This is a genomic window from Cognatishimia activa (assembly GCF_026016445.1).
Taxonomy (GTDB): domain Bacteria; phylum Pseudomonadota; class Alphaproteobacteria; order Rhodobacterales; family Rhodobacteraceae; genus Cognatishimia; species Cognatishimia activa_B.
In genome coordinates this window covers 3,085,515-3,107,705 of sequence record NZ_CP096147.1, presented here as the reverse complement: position 1 = coordinate 3,107,705, position 22,191 = coordinate 3,085,515, and the positions used below count along the sequence as shown (strand labels likewise).

The following is a 22,191-nucleotide window of genomic DNA, read 5'->3' as shown; positions in this document are numbered from 1 at the left end:
TGAAATGAATACGGAAACCGAACTGGCATTGCAAAAGCTAACCACCGAAGTTGAGCGATTGAACCAGCACCGGTTTATCCGCGTTCAGAACTCCTTTTGGCGGCTGATCACATTTCAATTTCTGCGCGGCTTGGCTTTTGGTCTTGGATCGGTGTTCGGCGCGACTCTCCTAGTGTCGCTGTTGGCCTGGTGGGTCAGCCAATTCGAATTCTTACCCATCGTCGGTGATTGGGCAGCACAGATCGCAAAACAAATCGAATTGTCGCAATAAATACGACCGCATTAACTTCTTCTACGAGAGTTCTTTTACGCATTCCCCCTAGCCTACTGCGATCTTTCGGCTTTGGGAGAGTGGTATGTGGGTAATCGCAAGTATACTGAGCGTGATGGCTTTGGGGGCTGCATTCGTCGGGCTTGGATCTGACGAAGAGGACGATGACGACGTAGAACCCACGGGGCAGATCACGTCAGGATCACCTGATGATGACTTGCTTTTGGGAGGAAGTGACGACGACCAGATCAATGGCTATGGCGGCGATGATAGCATTGATGGTGGCGATGGGAATGACTGGATATTGGGGGAAGATGGTGAAGACACCTTGGCAGGTGGACAGGGCGCAGACACACTAGAAGGTGGCGATGGACAAGATATCCTTTTAGGCCAGGAAGGTAGCGATATGCTGGCAGGAGGATTGGGAGATGATTATCTTAGCGGAGGCGATGGGAAAGACAGTCTTATTGGTGGCACCGGAGACGATACTCTCGATGGGGGTACAGGTGCAGACTGGCTCGCCGGAAGGCATGGGGCCGATAGCCTAAAAGGCGGCTTGGGCGCAGATACGCTTTCTGGCTTCGAAGGCGATGATATCCTCGATGGTACTGTTTTGGATGATAGCGGGGCCGATCAAGACAGTGCGGACTTCCTCAATGGGGGTACCGGAGATGACGTCATGATCGCTGGAAATGGTGATATTCTGACAGGTGGAGAAGGCGCTGACATCGGTGTCTTTGGCCTATGGTCCATTGGGGATCACCCACCAGAATGGCTCGACTTTGATCCTGCTTCCGATGATATCGTTGTTATCCTGCCTGACACACACGAAGGTGTGGTTGATCTCGTGACCGATGAAGAGGATCCTTCGGTTGGATTGGTGCAGGTGGACGGCATCACACTGGCTTCTGTTCATAATGCGGGGTCATTAGGTATCGATGCGCTGACAATCTTGGAAGCAGACAACAGCGAAATCGAAAATTTGCTTTCAATCCAATAAATTTATGCTTATACGCCCGCATCTGCCTGTGGAACCGAGTGGAATCACGGGTACTCCATGGACCCTGCTGGACGACATCCCGGCTTGTGCCCGTAACCCTTTAGACTAGGAGACCCCGATGTCGATTACTGTTGAAGAAAAAAACCGCGTGATGAAAGAATTCGCAACCAAGGAGGGCGACACTGGTTCCCCTGAGGTTCAAGTTGCGATCCTGTCTTCCCGCATTGCGACCCTGACAGAGCACTTCAAAACCCACAAAAAAGACAACCACGGCCGCCGTGGTCTTCTGAAAATGGTTGCTCAGCGCCGTAAGCTGCTGGACTACCTGAAGGGCAAAGACGAAGCGCGTTACGCTGACCTGATCAAGCGTCTGGGCCTGCGTCGCTAAGGAATTCACATTCCGACACAAAGAAACACCCGCTCAATCGAGCGGGTGTTTTTTGTTGTGTATCTGCCTTTTCAATAAACAGATGCGTCGACCGGTCATTCCTCGGTGGTCAAAAAGCGCCGCGCGCCCTAGGGTTGGAACGCGATGAAAACGATTACAGAATCTCTGCGCGACCCGCTTCTGCGGCTGTCTTTCATGTGTATCACCCTCATGGGGATCGCGGTTGCTTCGATCGTCCCGTTTCAATCCGTGATTGGGATTGAATACCTTGGATATTCCAAAGGCACCTATGCGCTGATTACCAGCATCGGGGCATTGATCAGCGTTTCAGCCTCGGTCGCTGTAGGGATATACACCGACCAAACCGGGCGCTACAGAGACATCCTTGCCATTTGCAATGTCGTTGGCGTCTTCGCCGCCGCCAGTGTCTTTTTCTTGCCCGCAAAGGCCACGTTCATGCTGGCCCATATGGTGCTCTTTCCAATTTCCTCGACCACGTTCACGCAATATTTCGCGATGGCCAGTCTCGCGGCTAAAAATAATGAAAGGCTAAACAAAGATGTCAGCCTCTCCATGGTGCGCGCTTCGTTTGCGGGTGCCTTTGGGCTGACACCGCCCCTGCTCGCCGTGGCTGTGTCTGCAGGGATGGAGCTTATCGCCGTGTATGGTGTCGCAATGGTGATCAATTCAATTGTCCTTCTATTGGTGGTTCGCCTTTGGCCCAGGGATCAGTCATCCTTGGAAGAAAAGTCTGGCATCAGCTTCTTTGAAGCCCTGCGTGAGTTGACGCGGCAATCGATTTTGATCCGAGTGACGCTGACCGCATTCATCATCGGCGTAAACGGTTTAAACAACATTCTGCTTGGGCTTTTGATCCTCAATAATATCAATGGAACTGAAGCCGATGTTGGCTGGTTTGCCGGAGGTGTTGCTTTGGTCGAGGCCCCTGTGATGATTGGAATTGCTTTGATCTTGAAACACTTCACACGCAGCGCGGTTTTGCTCTTCGGCTGTGTGATCTACGCAAGTTTTCTGTTCATGTTGCCACTGCAGACCGGAATGTCCGCGGCTTGGTGGCTTATTCTTCCTGCCGGGTTCGGCGCGGGCATCTTGCTTTCAGTGACAGTTGGATATGTGCAAGATTTGGTCACAGATCGCCCCGGAGCGGGATCATCGCTTGTCGCAGTCACGCATTTCGGCGGCATTTTAATCGCGTCGGCAACCTTTGCTGCCGCAGGGGTAATCACCGACTACCAGGGGACGGCTTGGATCGGGGCGGTCATTGCAGTGCTCTCCGGCGCGCTACTTTTCCTCACAGATGGCCGAGCGGTCAGAGCTTAGTTACACATTGCTGTGAGACCATTGCATTGGGCGCCTTCGATGATTTTATTAGGGAACCCAAGGCAAGCGAGTGCGATCATGAAAAACTATGCTGAAATGATGTTTTCAGAAGCCGTTTCTGACCTTCAAAAGAAAGACGGTAGCTACGACAAATATCAGGCCGGCTATCGGCATCGGACCCAAGACGGGTTTGAGCCACAAGATGTGGCATTCATTCAGTCACGCGAGAGTTTCTACATTGCCAGCACTAGCCCCGACGGCTGGCCATATGTGCAACATCGCGGTGGGCCACAGGGGTTTTTGAATGTCACAGGACCCAGCCAAATTGCCTGTCTCGACTACAAAGGAAATCGGCAGTTCATCACAATGGGTCACCTCAAGACAGATGATCGCGTCTCTCTGTTTTTGATGGACTATATGCAAAGGGCTAGATTGAAACTGCAAGGTCACGCGACGCTGAAGTCACTGGAAGAGGCTGATCCAGCCTTAGTGAAACAGCTCGATCCAACGGGCAAACCGGCGGAACGCCTTTTGGTCATTGATGTCGTCGCAATGGATTGGAATTGCCCAAAATACATCCCACAGATGTTCACCAAACCGGTTGTTGAAACCTTACTGGCACGCGGATTAGACGATCTGCAAAAGGAAAACGAACAACTCCGCGCCCGGCTCGCTGAGCTTGGAGTGGGTGAAGCCTAAATCAGCCCGTCGGTCCAATTTGGGCAAGCACGTCAATCAACTCTTCAATATGGCGCTCTTCGGTTCTGAAGCTCGAGAGGCTTATGCGAAAAGCCGGTCTTCCCTCCCAGACTGTGGCGCCAAACCAAACCCGGCCTGAAGCCTGCGCAGTCTGAACAACGCGTTTTGTCGCTTCATCATCCTTTCCACGCACAAGCACTTGGTTCAAAACGACCCGATTTAAGACATCAAAGCCCAGAGCGCGAAGGCGTTCTGCGACTTGGTTCGCCTGCTCGTGATGTTTTTCAACCATCTTGGCAACACCATCGCGTCCTAGAGTTCTGAGAGCCGCCCAAACAGACACGCCACGTGCTTTGCGTGAAAACTCAAGCGTCAGGTTCTTTTGCGAATCCGCCGAAGCGTTGGAATAGACTGCGTCGCTATTCATTACCCGCGCCAAAGCTTGCGGATCACGGCAGATGGCCATGGCACTGTCATATGGCGTGTTTAGCCACTTGTGGCCATCTGTTGTCCAGCTGTCAGCACCGTCAATACCATCCGTCAGATGCCCCAATTGGGGTGTACTGCGCGCCCAAAGACCAAAGGCCCCATCAACATGCACCCACGCGCCAGCGTCGCGCGCCATTTGGACTAATGGAACGAAGGGATCAAATTCACCGGTATTCACTTCACCCGCTTGCAGGATCAGGATCGTCTGGTCGTCCAGCTTCGGCAGTTTCTCGGGAATGATGCGCCCTTGTGGATCGGTTTCGGCTTTCTCAACATTGCTCCAGCCAAACCCCAGTATTTGCAGCGATTTCTTAACCGTCACATGGGTAACTTCGGACACCACAACACGAATATTTGGTGCGCCGTTCAAGCCATTTTCAACGAGACTCCACCCTTTGCGCGCCAAAAGCTCCGCCCGTGCTGCTGCGATACAGCTCAGGCCACAAGCGGTTGCGGATGTTCCAAAAGCCACTGCGGATTGTTGGGGCAATTGAAGTATATCCAACACCCAACGAGCGGCCTGTTGCTCCAGTGCGTGCACGCCCGGCGCGCTGTCTGAACTTGAGGCGCATTGGTCCCATGCCAATGCCAAGCGATCGGCGGCTGCGGCCACCGGCAGGCTCGCTCCGAGCACAAAGCCGAAGTAGCGCGGCCCGTTAGAAGCAGCAGTGGCCTCCCCAGCAACAGCATTCATCACGTTCAACGTGCTGAGGGCAGACTGACCAGAATCGCTTAGAGGCTCATCAAGGTCTGATAATGTCGCAATTGCTTCTTCGTTTGGAAAGGCGTCCCTTTCTTCAATACTTGCTGTGTAGGCGCGCGCGAGACGGTCTGCTTCCTGTAGCAAATCGAGTTCATTCATGGCATTGTCCCAATAGCGAATCTATATTGAAAACAATCTATATAGGAAATTCCCTATATGACAAAGACAATCTCAGATGCCTTGCCGATGCTGCGCGCCGTGTCGAATCCACATCGCGCCCAGATTATCGAATGGCTTCTGGACCCAACCGCGCATTTCCCCCCTCAACGCGACGGCGATCTGGTTGATGACGGAGTCTGCGTTGGTTTTATCACCGACAAGACGGGCCTTAGCCAGCCTACGGTGACAAGTCACATGCGTACCTTGGAATCAGCGGGGCTGGTCAGTTCCAAGAAAATCAAAAACTGGGTCTTCTATAAAATCAGGGCAACAGCCCTTTCCACCATCGGCGAGGTTTTCGCCGAGGCCTCATATCGCTCCCCATAGGGCGACCCCTATATCCCTTCCCATTCAGCCAATTCTACTGTATGGCGCTTGTTATCTGAGACGAGTGCAGAGGCCTCGGCACGCGAAAGAAAGATAGATGAGGTCGGTGGCAATGGGGCCACCATGTAAACGGGAGACCCGGAGGGCCGGGAGTGCTCCCAATTAGGATACGATGATGTTCACAGAAACAAAGAAATCGATGCAGTGGGGGGAAGAAACCCTCACGCTGGAAACGGGTAAAGTTGCCCGTCAGGCAGATGGCACAGTGATCGCCACTTTGGGCGAAACAAGCGTTATGGCCAACGTGACCTTCGCAAAGGCACCAAAACCAGGTCAGGACTTTTTCCCACTGACCGTGCACTACCAAGAAAAATACTACGCGGCCGGTAAAGTACCAGGCGGCTTCTTCAAGCGCGAAGCGCGCCCAACCGAAAAAGAAACACTGACAGCCCGTCTGATCGACCGTCCGATCCGCCCGCTGTTCGTTGACGGCTTCAAAAACGAAGTTCTCGTTATGTGTACCGTTCTGTCACACGATCTGGTCAACGACCCAGACATGGTGGCAATGATCGCGGCTTCCGCAGCGCTGACAATCTCTGGCGCGCCATTCATGGGCCCAATTGGTGCGGCACGCGTTGGCTTTGAAGACGGCGAATACATCCTGAACCCACAAGTCGACGACATGCAGGACCTGCGTAACAACCCAGACCAGCGTCTGGATCTGGTTGTCGCGGGTACCAAAGATGCCGTTATGATGGTGGAATCCGAAGCATACGAACTGACCGAAGCAGAGATGCTGGGTGCGGTGAAGTTTGCACACGAAGCGATCCAGCCGGTCATCGATCTGATCATCGACCTGGCAGAAGAATGCGCCAAAGAGCCGTTTGACTTCCAACCACCAGAGTTCTCTGAACTCTCCGCAGCGGTTTCCGCAGCCGGTGAAGAGCAGATGCGCGCAGCCTTCGCGATCACCGACAAGCAAGAGCGTACAGCTGCCGTTGCAGCAGCACGTGAAGCGATCAAAGCAGCTCTGACCGAAGAGCAACTGGAAGACGCGAACCTTGGTTCCGCGATGAAGAAGCTCGAAGCGGGCATCCTGCGTGGTGACGTTGTCAAAGGCGGCAAACGTATCGACGGTCGTGACACAACAACCGTTCGCGCAATCGAAAGCCAAGTTGGCCTGTTGCCACGGACCCACGGTTCTGCGCTGTTTACGCGTGGTGAAACCCAAGGTCTGGTTGTGACCACTCTGGGCACTGGCGACGATGAGCAAATCATCGACGCGCTACACGGCAACTTCCGCAGCAACTTCCTGCTGCACTATAACTTCCCTCCATACTCTGTTGGTGAAGTTGGCCGCGTTGGTTCCCCAGGTCGTCGTGAAATCGGTCACGGTAAACTGGCATGGCGCGCGCTGCAGGCGGTTCTGCCAGCGGCAACTGACTTCCCATACACCATCCGCGTTGTGTCTGAGATCACCGAATCCAACGGTTCGTCCTCTATGGCATCCGTTTGTGGTGGCTCCCTCTCCATGATGGACGCGGGCGTACCGCTGAAATCTGCGGTGGCTGGCGTTGCGATGGGTCTGATCTTGGAAGACGATGGCTCCTACGCGATCTTGACCGACATCCTGGGTGACGAAGACCACCTTGGCGACATGGACTTCAAAGTGGCAGGTACCGAAAACGGCATCACCTCTTTGCAGATGGACATCAAGGTTGCAGGCATCACACCTGAAATCATGGAAAAGGCACTGGCGCAGGCGAAAGACGGCCGGATGCACATCCTGGGTGAGATGAACAAAGCGCTGTCTGGCGCGTCTGAGTTCTCCGTCCACGCTCCACGCATCGAAACCATGAACATCCCAACCGACAAGATCCGTGAAGTGATCGGCTCTGGCGGTAAGGTGATCCGTGAGATCGTGGAAGTGTCCGGCGCGAAGGTCGATATCAACGACGAAGGTGTGATCAAGATCGCTTCCCCGAACGGTGAGTCCATCCAGAAAGCTTACGACATGATCCACGCGATCGTGGCAGAGCCAGAAGAAGGCGCGATCTACACCGGTAAAGTTGTGAAGATCGTCGACTTCGGTGCTTTCGTGAACTTCTTTGGCAAACGCGATGGTCTGGTGCACGTGTCCCAGATCGAAAACCGCCGCCTGAACCACCCATCTGACGTTCTGAAAGAAGGTCAGGAAGTGAAGGTGAAACTGCTGGGCTTTGATGATCGCGGTAAAGTTCGCCTCTCCATGAAAGTGGTTGATCAGGAAACCGGCGAAGAAGTCGTTCCTGAGAAGAAAGAAAAGAAAGAAGACTAAGTCGTTTCTTTCTAGAAATAGAAAAGCCCCGCACATGCGGGGCTTTTTTGTTGGCAGCGAGAGGTTTGTTACTCTGGCGCTTTGGTCTTGCGCAGGTATGGGAAAATGGTTTCAAACTCACCAAACTTCGCCTTTGCGTCCTCGTTAGACACGGCTGGCGGGATGATCACATCTTCTCCTGGCACCCAGTTCGCAGGCGTCGCAACGCCTTTGGATGACATTTGCAGACCGTCCAGAGCGCGCAGGATTTCTGCGAAGTTGCGCCCCACGGTCATTGGGTAAGTCATAGAGAGCTTCAGCTGCTTGTCTGGCCCAATGATAAAGACCGAACGGACTGTCGCACTGTCAGCAGGCGTACGACCGTCAGGCAGGTAGGCTTCAGCTGGCAACATGTCGAACAGCTTCGAAACTTTCAGGCCTTCATCAGCAATAATCGGGAATCCCGCGGCCGCGTTGCCATAGGTTTCAATATCGCCCTTCCACTTCTTGTGGTCTTCGACACCATCCACAGACACGCCAATGACTTTGGTACCACGTGCAGCCCATTCATCAGAAAGCTGCGCAACTGCCGAGAATTCCGTGGTGCAGACAGGTGTGAAGTCTTTAGGGTGTGAGAACAGAATGGCCCAGTCGTCACCGATCCAATCGTGGAAGGAAATCTGTCCCTGATCAGTCTCTGCTGTGAAATCTGGAACGACGTCGTTAATTCTAAGCGCCATGTTGGCCTCCCCTACGTTGGTTTCGTCTATAACCTGTGCCTGCCGAAGGCCGGGTGCAAGGGTCAAATCGAGATTTCACATGGAGTTTCTAAAACGGCGCCTTTGCGCGGAAACTCAAACCCTTGCCGCTCTCAGGATGATTGATGCGTAATTCTTCGGAATGAAGCATCAGGCGTGGATGAGCATCGACGGTTTCAGGTGCATATAGCGGATCGCCAAGGATTGGATGCCCCAGAGCCAGCATATGCACGCGCAGCTGATGGCTTCGCCCGGTCCTGGGGAACAGGCGTACGCGGGTTTCGTCTTCGGTTTGCTTCAACACCCGCCAATCGGTCACGGCTGGCTTGCCGGTTTCGTGGCAGACTTTCTGCAGCGGGCGGTTTGGCCAATCCACGATCAGTGGAAGGTCCACCGTCCCGGTCTTCTCGGCGACTTGGCCTTGAACCCGCGCCACATAGGTCTTTTTGGTTGTACGCTTTTCAAACTGCATCGACAGGCTGCGCTGCGCATGGGCTGTCAGGGCAAAGACAATCACACCTGATGTATCCCGGTCCAAACGGTGCACCAGCAATGCATCTGGGAACACGGCCTGCACGCGGACCATCAGGCAATCCGCCAGATGGTCCCCCTTACCTGGCACTGACAACAGGCCGCTGGGTTTGTTCACAGCCACGATGTGGCCATCCTCGTGAAGGACTTCGAGCGGGTCTTGTGGTGGATTATATGGCGTGATCTCAGTCATGCGCTGGGGATAGCCTCCCCTGCTCGATTGAACAAGATCACGCGCGGCGCATTTGACGGACCATGCTGATCGAATAGATCACCAAGGCGCTCCAGATCATTGGGAATGCAATCAGGCGGCTTGGATCCAATTCTTCATCAAACAGGAAGACTGCGATGATGAAGATCATACTGGGTGCGATGTATTGCAGGATACCTGCTGTCGAAAGGCGGATCAGTTTGGCGCCATTGGCATAGATCATCAGTGGCACTGCGGTGACAACGCCTGCGGCCAACAAAATCCAAGTGTCGCTTGCATTCGTGAGGAAAGCGCCTTTCCCGGATGCTCCGAGATAAATCAGATAACCAACAGCAGGCACTGACAGGATCAGAACTTCTAGCAGAAACCCTTGGTTCGGGCCGATGGGGAGCGACTTCTTGCAGTATGCATAGAACCCCCAACTGAGGGTCAATCCTAGCGGGATCCAAGGGGGCGCGGGTGCAGCGACAAACAGGACAACCACAGCTGCCGCCGCAATGAGGATTGAAACGAGCTGCATTTTACTGGGTCGTTCACCCAAGAGCACGATGGCCAAAAACATCGAAAAGAGCGGGTTGATGTAGTAGCCCAATGCGGCGTCCGCTGCGCGATCGATGGAAATCGCATAGACATAGATGCCCCAGTTCACCGAGATCAGCGCAGCAGTCACGCAGCCCATGGCAAGCATGCGTGGGTTCCGGATGGCTTCGCGCAAATCCCTGGTCCGGCGTAGGATCAGGAGAACAGCTCCGGCAATAGGGATCGACCAGATCACTCGATGGGCCACAACTTCAACTGCAGGCACATGCGCGAGCAGTTTCATGTAAAGCGGTAGGAAGCCCCAGAGGACATAGGCCGTAATTGCCAGTACCAGCCCGCTTGGCGTGTCTTGATCTTGTTGGGTCATTTCGATGTCCACTGAAATACATCCTCTACCTAATCCGCAATCTGTGCACGCGTCATCTATCCAATCGATGAAATTTCGTGATGCCCGCGACGGAAATTTGTGATGGCTCCGTTCAACTCTTTGAATACCTCAAGGGATTGGAACGGAGAGCAACATGCGGGTTTTGACTTTTGCAGCAATATTCTTGATGGGCGGATTGAGCCTCGCCACGGTCGCAACCTCTGAGACACTGGATCGTGGGAAACGCCCTACGGATAAGATAGCCGCGGATCTGAACATTTCTGAGGAAGTTTTCATTGAATGCTTCAGCAATGTACGCCCCGACCGCAATCACAATCCGAGCGGGGCGAAACAGAAAGCCAACAAAGCTGTACTGTTGCCGTGTCTGCAGGCGGCAAATCCAGAGATTTCCAACCGCCTGCTAGACGATGTTATGGACCGCTACCGACCCGAGGGGCCGATGCGGCGATCTTAATCCTTACACTTTCACGCGTTCGGATTTTGGATCGTACATTGGCTTCAGTGAGGCTTCTGCCTTCACGCGTGTGCCCATCACGTCGATCTCGTAGGTCGATGCCAGAACGTCGGCTGCTTTCTCGCCCGCAGAAGGCACGTAGCCCAGACCGATCGCGCCACCGAGGTGGTGGCCGTAAGCGCCAGAGCAAAGGTAACCAACCACTTCGCCGTCACGCAGAACCGGCTCGTTGTGGTAGAGCAGTGGCTCTGGATCGGTCAGTTTGAACTGTAGCAGACGGTTCTGAGGACCAGTTTCCTTACGCTCCAGAACTGCCTCGCGGCCGATGAAGTCAGGCTTGTCTGTTTTCACGGCAAAACCCAGACCAGCGTCGACCACGTGGTCTTCACAGGTGATGTCGTGGCCGAAGTGGCGATAGCCTTTTTCGATCCGGCAGGTATCCATCATATGCATACCGCAAAGTTTCAGATCCAGATCCTGACCGGCTTCCCACAGGGTTTCAAAGGCGTGGCCAGCCATGTCAGAGGAGACATAGACCTCCCAGCCCAGCTCACCCACATAGGTCACACGGTGTACACGTGCCAGACCCATGCCCAGTTCGATCTCTTGCGCTGTACCAAATGGGTTTGTGGCGTTTGTGAAATCGTTCGGAGACACTTTCTCCAGCAATTTGCGAGAATTTGGACCCATCACCGCCAGAACCGCTTCGCCAGCTGTCACGTCGGTGATCACCACGTTGAAGTCACGCTTGTTGCGCATCATCCAAGTTTGGTCCGCCAGTCGTGTCGCCGCCGGTGTCACCACCAGATAAGCGGTTTCAGAGATGCGGGTCACAGTGACGTCAGCCTCGATACCACCTGTGCGGTTCAGGAACTGGGTGTAGACAATCTTGCCCACCGGCACGTCGTACTGACCGCCGCCCACATAGTTCATGAAGGCTGTCGCATCAGGGCCTTCCACACGGATTTTACCGAAGGAAGACATGTCATACATGCCAACGTTTTCGCGGATTGCTTTGTGCTCGCGCGCCACGTTGTCAAAGAAGTTCTGACGCTTCCAGCTGTATTCGTATTCCGCTTTCTGGCCCGCATCTGCAATCCAGTTGGCGCGTTCCCAGCCCGCGAATTCACCCATGACCGCACCGTTTTGCAGCAATTCGTGATGCAGAGGAGAACGACGTACACCGCGCGCTGTGTCTTTCTGCTTGAACGGGAAGTGGTCTTTAAACAGGAGGCCCAGAGTTTCGCGAGAGCGCTCTTCCAGATACTTCGTGTTGCCCTGGAACGGCTGCATCCGCGCGATGTCTACATCGCCGAGGTCAAACGGGCGCTCGCCTGCGTCCATCCACTCTGCCAGCGCCATGCCTGCACCGCCTGCGGATTGGATACCGATGGAGTTAAAGCCCGCCGCAACCCAGAAGTTGTCTATCTCTGGCGCGAGACCGAGGTGGTAAGCATCATCCGGTGTGAAGGATTCTGGACCATTGAAGAAGGTATGGATACCTGCTTCGCCCAGCAGAGGTAGACGCTCAACAGCCATTTCAAGGATCGGCTCAAAGTGATCGAAGTCTTCTGGCAGCTGGTCGAATTCAAAATCAGATGGGATGCCATCCACGGCCCAAGGCTTGGCTTCTGGTTCAAAGGCACCCAGCAGCATCTTGCCTGCGTCTTCTTTGTAGTAGGCGTATTCATCCGGTACACGCAGCACTGGCAGCTGTGTCATACCTTCGATGTTTTCGGTCACGATGTAGAAGTGCTCACAGGCCTGCAGGGGCACGTTCACGCCAGCCATCTTGCCGACTTCGCGGCCCCACATACCGCCACAGTTCACGACCATGTCGCATTCGATGGTACCGGACGCGGACCCATCATCAGATTCCCACTCAACGCCAGTGACCTTGCGGCCATCTTTGATGAAGCCGGTCACTTTGGTGCGCTCTTTCACCAGCGCGCCGTTTTGCTTGGCGCCCTTTGCCAATGCTAGCGCGATGTTGGCTGGGTCCCCTTGACCGTCCAAAGGCAGGTAAACCGCGCCTTTGATGCCTTCGAGGTTGATGTGAGGGTAAAGCTCTTTCACGCGCTCGTTGGAGATTTCTTCGACCTCAACACCAAAGGCGCGCGCCATGGCGGCCTGGCGGTAGATCTCTTCTTTGCGTTCTTCTGTCAGAGCAACAGTGATCGATCCGTTGCGCTTAAAACCGGTGGCAACACCGGTTTCCTCTTCCAGCGTGCCATAAAGCTCTTGCGAGTATTTCGCGAGCTTCGTCATATTTTTGGTCGCGCGAAGCTGCGCAATCAGACCAGCCGCGTGCCAAGTTGTGCCGGAGGTCAGCTGTTTTCGTTCTAGCAGAACGATGTCGTTCCACCCTTTTTTCGCCAAGTGATAGGCTACTGAACAGCCAATTACGCCGCCGCCGACAATGACAACACGTGCTTTTGCTGGTATATCGCTCATGACTCGTGATCCTTTGAATTCTTGAAACGTTGCTGCCACGAGTTCGGTGTTGAAAATGTGTCATTTCCGGCTGAATTGACGGAAATTCCCCCAATTCATCACAGATTGTGCGAGCCCCGCCTTTGTTTGCGGAGAACCGCCGGTGTGATGCCGTAAAAGCTCTTATAAAGGCCAGAAAATCCGTTGCTGAATCCGCAGGCCAAACCGACGTCACGCACCGACATTGTGGTGTTCAAAAGCAGGTTGTTGGCTTTGGTCAAACGGAGTTCGCGATAGAAGCGGTTCGGCGTCGTGTTCAGGTGTAGGCGGAATTTCCGTTCAAGCGAACGGTTGGAAAGGTTCAGCACTTTCACCAGTTCGCCAATCGGAAGCGGGTCTTCGATATTGGCCTGCATAATTTCAATGCATTGATCGAGTTCGCGGTCACCCGTCACCGTGCCTTTGGCACCAGAGAACGGCTGCATGGTTGAAAAATCACGGATTTTGTCGTGCAGCAGAATATTGGCCACGGCCATTTTCGTAGCTGGGGACACATGCTGGCCGATCATTGCGAGCGTCACGTCGTACGTAGTGCCCATGCCAGCGCAGGTGACGATGCCGCCATCCTGTGCGGCAATCGCATGCCCGGTATCGATCAGGCTTCCGCGTTCTTTCAGAAGTTCGGTGTTTTCCCAATGCGTGGTGTGGGCAGCCATTTTCTCGCCACCATCTTTGATGTAGCGACTGGCAGCTTCCGCAAGCAGGAAAACAGTAGCCTGGCGGTTGGTGTAACGGTCGACGACCTTTTTCAGCGCCAGAGCCGGGCAATCAGGATCAGCATTACCGATCACAAACAAATACTCCGCATCAGGGCGATCTTCAAAGGGTTCTGATTGAACCATCGCCTCACTGCTGGAGGTCACCGGACCGCCATTGGCGGACCGGTATTTCCATTCAAAAACAGGCAGAGCACTCACGCGGTTCGCAAGGCGTAGTGTGTCCACGACGCCCGCGAGTTCAGTGAGGACAAAGCCGTCTGCGACGACGATGTCCACGACCGTGATATGCTCTTGCCCATTCATGCGCGTAGACGTTCGTTTTCTGGATCCCACAGAGGTTGATCTGGTTGGACAACCGCCTTGCAGCGTTCGCCATAGATTTCGACCTCAAGTTCGGTACCCGCTTCAGTCAATTCAGAGCGCACAACACCCAAAGCAATGGACTTGTTCACACGGTAACCGAAGTTACCGGATGTTGTTTCACCCACAACTTCACCATCTTTCCAAACGGTGGACATGTAAGGTGCATCCGCAAATGGTGCATCCACAACCAAAGTAACAAAGCCCTTCTTAGAGCCTGTTTCTGCCTCAGCAGCGAGTGCTGACTTGCCGGGGAAGTCCTGCTCTTTGTTCAGGCGCACAAAGCGGCCCAGACCACCTTCGAACATGGTGTAGTCGGTGGACAGATCGCCTTTCCAAGTACGGTAGCCTTTTTCGATCCGCATGGAATCGAGGGCAAACATACCGAATGGTGTTGCGCCTGCATCGCGGATTGCGGTGTAGACTTCTGCCGCATTCTTGGTTGCAACGTGAACTTCCCAGCCCAGTTCACCGACAAAGCTGACGCGTGCCAGCAGAGCGTCGTGACCGGCTACTTTGCCGGAGTTCAGGCTCAGCCAGCCGGTGGTCAGGTCTGCGTCGGTCAGGCCGGACAGAACATCACGCGATGTTGGGCCAGTGACCAACATTGTGGTGAACTCTTTAGACACGTCAGTCAGCTCCAGACCGGATGGCAGGTTGTTGCGCAGCAGATCAAGGTCGTGCCATTGCGCTACAGCGGCTGTCATCAGGGTGAAGTCATCATCGCCGTGACGGATACAGGACATCTCTGTCAGGATACGACCACGGGTGTCAGAGAAGTAAACCAGGTTCATGCGGCCAACTTTTGGCAGCGCGCCTGCAACTGTGCGACGCAGCCATTCCGCAGCACCTTCGCCCTTCAATGTGTAGCGAGAGAAGCCACACATATCGATGACGCCTGTGCCATCACGCACTGCTTCAACTTCTTCTTTCACACGTGCAGTCCAAGAGCCTTCACGTGCCCAAGTTTCTGTACCTTCTTCAGAAGTATCGTCGCCGTCTTTTGCGAACCAGTTTGCACGTTCCCAACCGTTGTAGGCACCCATTTGGCCGCCATCAGCCACCAGACGCTCGTGGTTTGGAGACAGTTTCTTGTCACGTGCCGCAGGCCATTCGTGATGCGGGAAGTGCATCGCATATTCGTGGCCATAGGTTTCCAGCGCTTTCTTAATGCTGAAGTCAGTGTCAGCGTGGTCTGTGTAGCGACGGCCATCAACCGCCCACATGTCCCACTCAGTCTCGCCGTGCATGATCCACTCTGCCATGGTTTTACCTGCGCCACCGCCTTGCGCGATACCGAAGGTGAAGCTGTGTGCTTCAAAGGCATTCTTAACGCCTGGCATTGGACCCATCACAGGCAGACCATCAGGTGCGTAAGGGATTGGGCCGTTGATCACGCGACCAACACCCTGGGTGCCCAGCAGAGGCACACGCGCCATCGCGTCTTCGATATACCACTCCAGTCGGTCCAGATCGTCTGGGTACAGCTGGAATGAGAAGTCGTGCGGCATTGGATCGTCTTCGGTGATCCAGTGCGCTTTACAGTTACGCTCGTATGGGCCGAGGTTCAGACCGTAGTTGTCCTGACGCAGGTAGTAAGAGGTGTCCACATCGCGGATCATTGGCAGGTGGCCGCCACCGTTCGCGATGGTCCACTCTTTGATCTCTGGGATCTCTTCGGTCAGAAAGTACTGGTGAGACATCACTGTCAAAGGCACATCGCGACCGCCGTATGGTTTGAACCATTCGCCAACGCGTGCCGCGTAGTAACCCGCTGCGTTCATTACGATATCACAGCTGATGTCACCTTTTTCAGTGTGAACAATCCAACCGTTACCGTCTTGGCTTACGCCAGTTGCCGGGCAGAAACGCTGGATGTTGGCACCCAGATCACGTGCACCCTTGGCCATCGCTTGCGTCAGCTGAGCTGGGTCGATGTCACCGTCCAATGGATCCCAAAGAGCACCTTCCAGATCATGGGTTTCCATGAACGGGTAGTAATCTTGGATCTGATGCGGCTCCAGCATGTCCATCTGCAGACCTTGGTAACGGCCCATGGACGCAACGCGCTCGAATTCCTGCATACGCTCTTTGGTGTGGCCCAGACGGATCGCGCCAGTCACGTGGTAGTTGATAGGGTAATCAACATCCTCTGCCAGCGTGCGGTACATTTCCAGCGAGTAACGCTGCATGTTCATAACCGCCCAAGACCCCGCAAAGTTCGGGGTGTTGCCCGCGGCGTGCCATGTAGAACCAGCTGTCAGCTCGTTCTTTTCGATCAGCACACAGTCAGTCCAGCCAGCCTTTGCCAGGTGATAAAGTGTGGAAACACCGACGACGCCGCCGCCGATGATGACCACACGTGCCGTTTTTGGGAAATCAGCCATTATATTCTCTCATTTAGACTGAGGGACGTGGTCCCTGTTTTCGAAGTTTCGACTTTGCCAATGACAAAGTTTTGCATTTGGAACTTGTCGGCGATTAGTTCGTCGACAAGTTCAGAAACGATATGAAGCCCTCTCCGCATGCCCGATTTAGTAGACAGGTGGCGCGATCACCCAGATCGCGGCGGCGGGTTCATCAAATGGGTTCGCCCAAAGATAGGCTTCGCCCCGAATGCGGAAACTGTCGCCTGCCTTGATCAAGAAAGTACGTTTCCCAACGGTGATTTCGAGTTGACCGGAAATCAGGTAACCCACCTCTTGCGTGGGACGAGAAATACGTTCTTTCAGCCGCGAATGCGGTTGAAACGTGGAGTGCACCATCTCAAAATCATCGGTCAGATCTGGCGATAGCAGCTCTTCAACAAGCCCCTCATCCTTTGACCCTATTGGGCGTCGGGATTCAGCGCGCACCACATACCCATGTTCTTCCGCGGGCATGTCATTTTGGCCAAACAACATCGACATCGGAACATCGAGGCATTTCGCGATGGCTTGCAGGTCCGTGATGGACGGGTCGGATTTGTCACGCTCTACTTGGCTCAGCCAGCCAACAGATCGGCCAAGTCGCTCAGCCATATCAATCAAGGTGAGCCCGCGCGCCTTTCGCAGCGCTCTCAAATCAGCGCCAAGGGATTTCGCGAATGAGTTCGGGCTTTGCAACATGTCGTATCCATGAAAAATTCGATCAGATTTTCATCGTGCGACAGTTTTGTGAAAAATCAAAGCTCTTTTTCACGCCGAGCCAAGTCTTTGCGTAAACTCGATTTTTGGTGACGGAAATTGCTGACCCGAAGTCAGATCAATTTCAGCGATTGGCGTTTTTGAAGGTATTTTTGAGAATCAGACTCAACTGATTTGCATCATTTTCGGTGAAAGCGCCGGGTTGATCGCTGTCGATATCGAATACCCCAAGCAGTTCACCGGCCTCGTTCTCGACAGGCAAAACCAGCTCTGACTTTGTTGATGTCGAGCAGGCAATGTGATCGCTGAAAGAATCAACATCATCCACCAATTGGATTTCTCGTGTTGAGGCCGCCGCCCCGCAGACGCCGCGAGAAAAGGGGATCACAAGGCAGCCATGACCGCCTTGGTATGGACCAACTTTCAAAAGTTCAGGACCTACAACACGATAGAACCCTGTCCAGTCAAAACGATCGTCTGAATGGTGAACTTCGCAGGCCACAGTCGCCATCAAAGTGACAACATCAGTTTCACCCTCCGTCAGAGCGGAAACGGATTGCGCGAGGTCTGAATAGTTCACAGTCATTAGGATGCCCCCAGAAGCCAGAAGTCGATTTATATCGCCTTTGCTTCCGGGGTCAATTTATCGCCAGTCGTTAGGCGCGCTCAATCGCAATTGCAGTGCCTTCACCGCCGCCGATACAGATCGCAGCTACGCCACGTTTGAGACCGCGTTTTTCAAGCGCATTCAGCAAAGTTACCATAATGCGCGCACCAGATGCGCCTATCGGGTGACCCAGCGCACAGGCGCCACCGTTCACATTGACTACATCTCGACTGAGACCCAATTCATGCATGAACGCCATCGGCACAACCGCAAAGGCTTCATTGACCTCCCAAAGATCGACGTCTTCTTTGCTCCACCCTATGTTTTCGAGCAGTTTCTGAGCGGCAGGAACCGGGGCAGTGGTGAAAAGATTTGGCGCCTGCGCATGGGACGCATGGCCCACAATCCGTGCACGGATATTCAATCCACGCGCTTTGGCCGCGTCTTCCGATGCCAGAACCAAAGCCGCTGCGCCATCTGAGATAGACGACGAGTTCGCAGGGGTTACCGTACCATCCTTTCGGAAGGCCGGTTTCAAATGAGGTATCTTGTCAGGACGCGCATTCCCAGGTTGCTCGTCTTCTGAAATCACCAACTCCCCCTTTCGGGTCTTCAAGGTGACCGGTGCGATCTCACCATTAAATGCTCCGCTTTTTTGAGCTTCTAGCGCATTGGAGAGCGACTTCAGAGCATATTCATCCTGAGCTTCACGGGTGAACTGAAAGCTTTCCGCGCAGTCCTCTGCGAAGGTGCCCATTAGACGGCCTTTGTCATAGGCGTCTTCCAGACCATCAAGAAACATGTGGTCGACAACCTGCTGATGGCCGATCCGCGCACCGCCGCGCATCTTTGGCAGCACATAAGGCGCATTGGTCATGCTTTCCATACCGCCTGCCAGTATCACATCTGCATGGCCCAGCGCGATCTGATCAAAGCTGACCATGGCAGCTTTCATGCCAGACCCGCACATTTTGTTCAGAGTGGTAGCTGGAACCTCTTCCCCAAGACCGCCAGCGAAACCTGCTTGCCGCGCGGGAGCCTGACCTTGACCCGCAGGAAGCACGCACCCCATCAGCACCTCATCGACTGTTTCCGCTTTAGCATCGGCAAGTGCCCCTTTGATAGCAGCACCTCCAAGTTCAGCAGCAGGCACACCATCAAAGTCGCCCTGAAAACCGCCCATTGGTGTGCGCGATGCGCCAGCAATCACAACAGATTTCATAGTATCCTCCTTCAACTCCAACCAACCATCAAACAACGTTTAATGGTCTTCGCCATTCACCTAGGCGATCAGATCGGCTGAGGGAACCTTTCGGCGAAACGACGCGGCGTCGCTTAGAATTTGGTAAGGTTTTACCCCTAATTTGCACCATTATAGCTATCCGGGGATGCGTTAATGGATGTGCAGAGCGACTTTACTAAAGACATTCTGATCGTCACGGTGCCAGACAATCGAATAGACGCTGCGGTGGCTTTGCAGTTCAAGGAAGCTATGCGGCAGGCAACCAACAACAATGCGGAACGTATCGTTCTGGATCTCCGTAACGTGGATTTCGTTGATTCCAGCGGCCTAGGTGCCATTGTCGGTGCAATGAAGCAGCTGCCCTCGAATAAATCTCTAGATCTTTCGGGTCTGACACCCACCGTGGCCAAGGTGTTTCAGCTGACACGCATGGACACGATTTTTTCCATCTACCCTGATGTAGAAACGGCGATGAATGGGGGTGATCCTTGAACTCGATCGCACCCAAGACAATTCAGACCGCGGAAAGGTTTACTTATCGATCCAATGTCGGTGCCACGCTCTTTGATGTGCGCGATGCTATGAAAACTCTGAAAGCAGCTTTGCTTGAAGCAGAGATAGCCCAGCTCGATATCTCCTGCGTCGAAATTGTAGTCGCCGAGATTCTGAACAACATCGTGAAACATGCGCAGCGCGATATGGAAGAGGGCTGGTTTGAAATTCAATGTTCCTTCGTTGCCAGTGGGCTGCATTTTACTTGTCGAGACAATGGCGCTCCGATGCCCGGAGGGACGCCACCCGGCGGCCCGCTGCCCAATGTAGATCAGCCAAAAGATGATTTGCCCGAGGGTGGCTGGGGCTGGTCTTTGGTCCGCACACTCTCTACGAACCTGAGTTACGTACGCGTTCAAAACATTAATCTTGTCAGCTTCAATTTAGTGAGCTCCTCCAAGCGCTAAGCCGTTGATTTTTGGTTTCTGCTGACTACGATCTGTTGAGATTGTTGGGGAGCATCATGAGAGATTTTCACAGGCCGGGCCGATCTGCCGTTTTCGCCCAAAGTGGAATGTGCGCGACATCACACCCTTTGGCTGCTCAAGTGTCGTTGGACATTCTAAAACGCGGTGGCAACGCTATGGACGCCGCAATAGCCGGAGCGTTGGTTTTAGGCATTTGTGAACCTCAGATGACGGGGATTGGCGGGGACTGTTTCGTGCTCCTCTCTCCTGCTGGCAGCAATGATATTCTGGCGATGAACGGAAGCGGGCACGCACCAGCTGGTGTAAATGCCCAGGCCTTACGGGGGGCGGGTCAATCTGTGATTGCGCCCTATAGCAGCGACGCAGTCACTATACCGACCGCCATCGACGGCTTTTGCCAGATGTCCGAAAGATGGGGAAGGCTCGGTATTGAAACCCTTTTGGCACCCGCCATCCACTATGCTGAGGAAGGGGTTCCCGTTGCCCCCCGCGTGGCAGCTGACTGGATTTCTGGCGCAAATAACCTGCAGGCGCATGGGAAAGCACATTATCTATCGCAGGGGCATCCGCTCAAAAGCGGGGATGTATTCCGCTCCCCCGGTCAGGCAGAGGTTTTGCGGCGGATCGCAAAAAATGGTCGTGACGCTTTCTATCAAGGCGAAGTGGCTGATGACATGATTGCGGCATTGGAAGCATTCGGAGGCACCCACACAGCGAATGACTTCGCGGAAGCAAAAGCATTTGAAACCAAACCCATTCAGGGGGACTACAATGGGCGTACGCTTTTTGAGCATCCCCCAAACGGACAGGGCGCCACTGCAAACCTATTGCTGAACATTCTTTCACATTTTGACCTCAGCACGATGGACCCTTTCGGAGCCAAACGCACACATATCGAGGCCGAGGCCACCAAACTCGCCTACGACACACGCAATCGCTTCATGGCAGACCCGAACTACATGGCGCGATTGGATCACATGTTATCACCAGAGACCGCAGCCAAACTTGCACAGCTGATCGATCCAAACCGTGCCACGCCAAATGCGACCTCCATCAGCGAGGAGGTTCACAAAGATACGGTTTATATCACCGTGGTGGATAAGGACCGCATGTCAGTTTCACTGATTTACTCGATCTTTCATAGTTTTGGATCGGGTATCGCGAGTGAGAAATTTGGTGTTCTTTTGCACAATCGAGGCGCGGGATTTTCCCTAAAAGAAGGGCATCCGAACGAGCTTGGTCCGGGCAAAAGGCCGATGCACACAATTATCCCTGGGATGCTTGCGAAAGATGGCCAACCGATTATGCCATTCGGAGTTATGGGCGGACAATATCAGTCTACTGGTCACGCACGCCTGTTAACCAACTTGATTGACTTCAATATGGATATTCAAACCGCGATTGACGCGCCGCGCGCCTTTGCAACGGAAGGCGAATTGCAGCTTGAGAACACATTTGCACCTGAAGTTATGCAAGAGCTTGCTGATATGGGTCACAAAGTCACCGCGCCTCCAACGGCAATCGGTGGGGCTCAGGCAATTATTATGCATGAAAATGGGGTCCTCGAAGGTGGATCAGACCCTCGAAAAGACGGCTGCGCATTAGGGTATTAACCCTAATGACTTAGTTCATATTGAAATGAAGAGGGTATTGACCGTCTTCGAACGGGCCAAAGAGATCACCGATATCTGGGTGATCAACGGGCTCACCAGAATAGTCCGCAATCAAGTTCTGCTCGGACACATAGGCCACATAGTAGCTTTGGTCGTTTTCCGCCAGAAGGTGGTAAAAAGGCTGATCCTTAATCGGACGGCTGTCCTCAGGAATCGCGTCGTACCACTCCTCAGTATTGGAGAACTCTGGGTCCACATCAAACACCACTCCGCGAAACGGATGCTTGCGGTGACGGACCACTTGGCCAAGGTGATATTTAGCGTACGCCGTATTCATATTCATAACTAAAAGCCCCTACCGTTCCAGCCTACCGCTTTCAAGGCCATTTTGTCTATTTTGAGAGGCTCAATTTATTGGAAACAGTCTGTGAACATG

Annotated in this window: 22 protein-coding genes; 11 read left to right on the top strand and 11 right to left on the bottom strand. The window is 53.8% G+C overall.

Annotated features, from left to right (window positions below; translation table 11 throughout):
• The first annotated feature begins 4 nt into the window (after positions 1-4).
• The 5 genes from M0D42_RS15530 (at position 5) to M0D42_RS15510 (ending at position 3,699) form a co-directional block, all read left to right on the top strand.
• On the top strand, positions 5-271 hold the full coding sequence (locus M0D42_RS15530; RefSeq protein WP_265019505.1) for a DUF5665 domain-containing protein: 267 nt from the start codon (positions 5-7) through the stop codon (positions 269-271).
• Between the two features lie 85 nt (positions 272-356).
• Positions 357-1,271 carry a calcium-binding protein gene (locus M0D42_RS15525; protein ID WP_265019504.1) on the top strand — a complete coding sequence of 305 codons (915 nt, stop codon included), beginning with the start codon at positions 357-359 and terminating at the stop codon, positions 1,269-1,271.
• Positions 1,272-1,389: 118 nt separating this feature from the next.
• Entirely contained in the window at positions 1,390-1,659 is a 270-nt protein-coding gene (rpsO, locus tag M0D42_RS15520) for a 30S ribosomal protein S15 (RefSeq protein WP_058313389.1), read from the top strand.
• 144 nt (positions 1,660-1,803) lie between these two features.
• Positions 1,804-3,000, top strand: coding sequence for a hypothetical protein (locus M0D42_RS15515; RefSeq protein ID WP_265019503.1), 1,197 nt, complete (start codon positions 1,804-1,806; stop codon positions 2,998-3,000).
• A 78-nt stretch (positions 3,001-3,078) separates the two neighbouring features.
• On the top strand, positions 3,079-3,699 hold the full coding sequence (locus M0D42_RS15510) for a pyridoxamine 5'-phosphate oxidase family protein (protein ID WP_265019502.1): 621 nt from the start codon (positions 3,079-3,081) through the stop codon (positions 3,697-3,699).
• A gap of 1 nt (position 3,700) precedes the next feature.
• Here M0D42_RS15510 and M0D42_RS15505 read toward each other — a convergent pair whose 3' ends face one another.
• On the bottom strand, positions 3,701-5,050 hold the full coding sequence (locus M0D42_RS15505) for a pyridoxal phosphate-dependent decarboxylase family protein (RefSeq protein WP_265019501.1): 1,350 nt from the start codon (positions 5,048-5,050) through the stop codon (positions 3,701-3,703).
• 57 nt (positions 5,051-5,107) lie between these two features.
• Between M0D42_RS15505 and M0D42_RS15500 the strand changes: the two genes are divergently transcribed.
• Positions 5,108-5,437 (top strand): ArsR/SmtB family transcription factor, encoded by a 330-nt coding sequence (locus M0D42_RS15500; RefSeq protein WP_265019500.1) that lies wholly within the window; start codon positions 5,108-5,110, stop codon positions 5,435-5,437.
• A gap of 175 nt (positions 5,438-5,612) precedes the next feature.
• On the top strand, positions 5,613-7,754 hold the full coding sequence (gene pnp / locus M0D42_RS15495; RefSeq protein ID WP_265019499.1) for a polyribonucleotide nucleotidyltransferase: 2,142 nt from the start codon (positions 5,613-5,615) through the stop codon (positions 7,752-7,754).
• A 68-nt stretch (positions 7,755-7,822) separates the two neighbouring features.
• Here pnp and M0D42_RS15490 read toward each other — a convergent pair whose 3' ends face one another.
• The 3 genes from M0D42_RS15490 to rarD all read right to left on the bottom strand — a co-directional run bounded on the left by M0D42_RS15490 (position 7,823) and on the right by rarD (position 10,140).
• Positions 7,823-8,473, bottom strand: coding sequence for a peroxiredoxin (locus M0D42_RS15490; RefSeq protein ID WP_265019498.1), 651 nt, complete (start codon positions 8,471-8,473; stop codon positions 7,823-7,825).
• An 88-nt stretch (positions 8,474-8,561) separates the two neighbouring features.
• A complete protein-coding gene (locus tag M0D42_RS15485; protein WP_265019497.1) occupies positions 8,562-9,215 on the bottom strand; it encodes an RluA family pseudouridine synthase in 654 nt (217 codons plus the stop codon).
• 37 nt (positions 9,216-9,252) lie between these two features.
• Positions 9,253-10,140 (bottom strand): EamA family transporter RarD, encoded by an 888-nt coding sequence (gene rarD, locus M0D42_RS15480; RefSeq protein WP_265019496.1) that lies wholly within the window; start codon positions 10,138-10,140, stop codon positions 9,253-9,255.
• A 154-nt stretch (positions 10,141-10,294) separates the two neighbouring features.
• Between rarD and M0D42_RS15475 the strand changes: the two genes are divergently transcribed.
• Positions 10,295-10,615: a hypothetical protein gene (locus tag M0D42_RS15475; protein ID WP_265019495.1), complete on the top strand. Its 321-nt coding sequence runs from the start codon at positions 10,295-10,297 to the stop codon at positions 10,613-10,615.
• Positions 10,616-10,618: 3 nt separating this feature from the next.
• Here M0D42_RS15475 and M0D42_RS15470 read toward each other — a convergent pair whose 3' ends face one another.
• The 6 genes from M0D42_RS15470 to M0D42_RS15445 form a co-directional block, all read right to left on the bottom strand.
• Positions 10,619-13,069, bottom strand: coding sequence for a GcvT family protein (locus tag M0D42_RS15470; RefSeq protein ID WP_265019494.1), 2,451 nt, complete (start codon positions 13,067-13,069; stop codon positions 10,619-10,621).
• 98 nt (positions 13,070-13,167) lie between these two features.
• Positions 13,168-14,130, bottom strand: coding sequence for a GlxA family transcriptional regulator (locus tag M0D42_RS15465; protein WP_265019493.1), 963 nt, complete (start codon positions 14,128-14,130; stop codon positions 13,168-13,170).
• Positions 14,127-16,574, bottom strand: coding sequence for a GcvT family protein (locus tag M0D42_RS15460; protein WP_265019492.1), 2,448 nt, complete (start codon positions 16,572-16,574; stop codon positions 14,127-14,129). The genes M0D42_RS15465 and M0D42_RS15460 overlap by 4 nt, the downstream gene beginning before the upstream one ends.
• 147 nt (positions 16,575-16,721) lie before the next feature.
• The gene (locus M0D42_RS15455) at positions 16,722-17,294 is read right to left on the bottom strand and encodes a helix-turn-helix domain-containing protein (protein WP_265019491.1); all 573 of its coding nucleotides are present in this window, start codon (positions 17,292-17,294) and stop codon (positions 16,722-16,724) included.
• Positions 17,295-17,436: 142 nt separating this feature from the next.
• Positions 17,437-17,898, bottom strand: a complete 462-nt coding sequence (locus M0D42_RS15450; protein ID WP_265019490.1) for a GAF domain-containing protein — start codon at positions 17,896-17,898, stop codon at positions 17,437-17,439.
• Between the two features lie 70 nt (positions 17,899-17,968).
• On the bottom strand, positions 17,969-19,141 hold the full coding sequence (locus tag M0D42_RS15445) for a thiolase family protein (RefSeq protein ID WP_265019489.1): 1,173 nt from the start codon (positions 19,139-19,141) through the stop codon (positions 17,969-17,971).
• A 174-nt stretch (positions 19,142-19,315) separates the two neighbouring features.
• On the opposite strand from M0D42_RS15445, the gene M0D42_RS15440 reads away from it, so the two are divergent.
• From M0D42_RS15440 to ggt, 3 genes are read left to right on the top strand one after another with little or no spacing between them, the layout of a single operon-like run.
• Entirely contained in the window at positions 19,316-19,654 is a 339-nt protein-coding gene (locus tag M0D42_RS15440; RefSeq protein ID WP_265019488.1) for an STAS domain-containing protein, read from the top strand.
• Complete coding sequence (locus tag M0D42_RS15435) at positions 19,651-20,121, top strand: ATP-binding protein (protein ID WP_265019487.1); 471 nt, start codon at positions 19,651-19,653, stop codon at positions 20,119-20,121. Before M0D42_RS15440 ends, M0D42_RS15435 begins: the two co-directional genes overlap by 4 nt.
• Positions 20,122-20,177: 56 nt before the next feature.
• Entirely contained in the window at positions 20,178-21,755 is a 1,578-nt protein-coding gene (gene ggt, locus M0D42_RS15430; protein ID WP_265019486.1) for a gamma-glutamyltransferase, read from the top strand.
• 10 nt (positions 21,756-21,765) lie between these two features.
• On the opposite strand, the gene hspQ is transcribed toward ggt, so the two are convergent.
• Positions 21,766-22,092, bottom strand: a complete 327-nt coding sequence (gene hspQ, locus M0D42_RS15425) for a heat shock protein HspQ (RefSeq protein WP_265021185.1) — start codon at positions 22,090-22,092, stop codon at positions 21,766-21,768.
• Between the last annotated feature and the right edge of the window lie 99 nt (positions 22,093-22,191).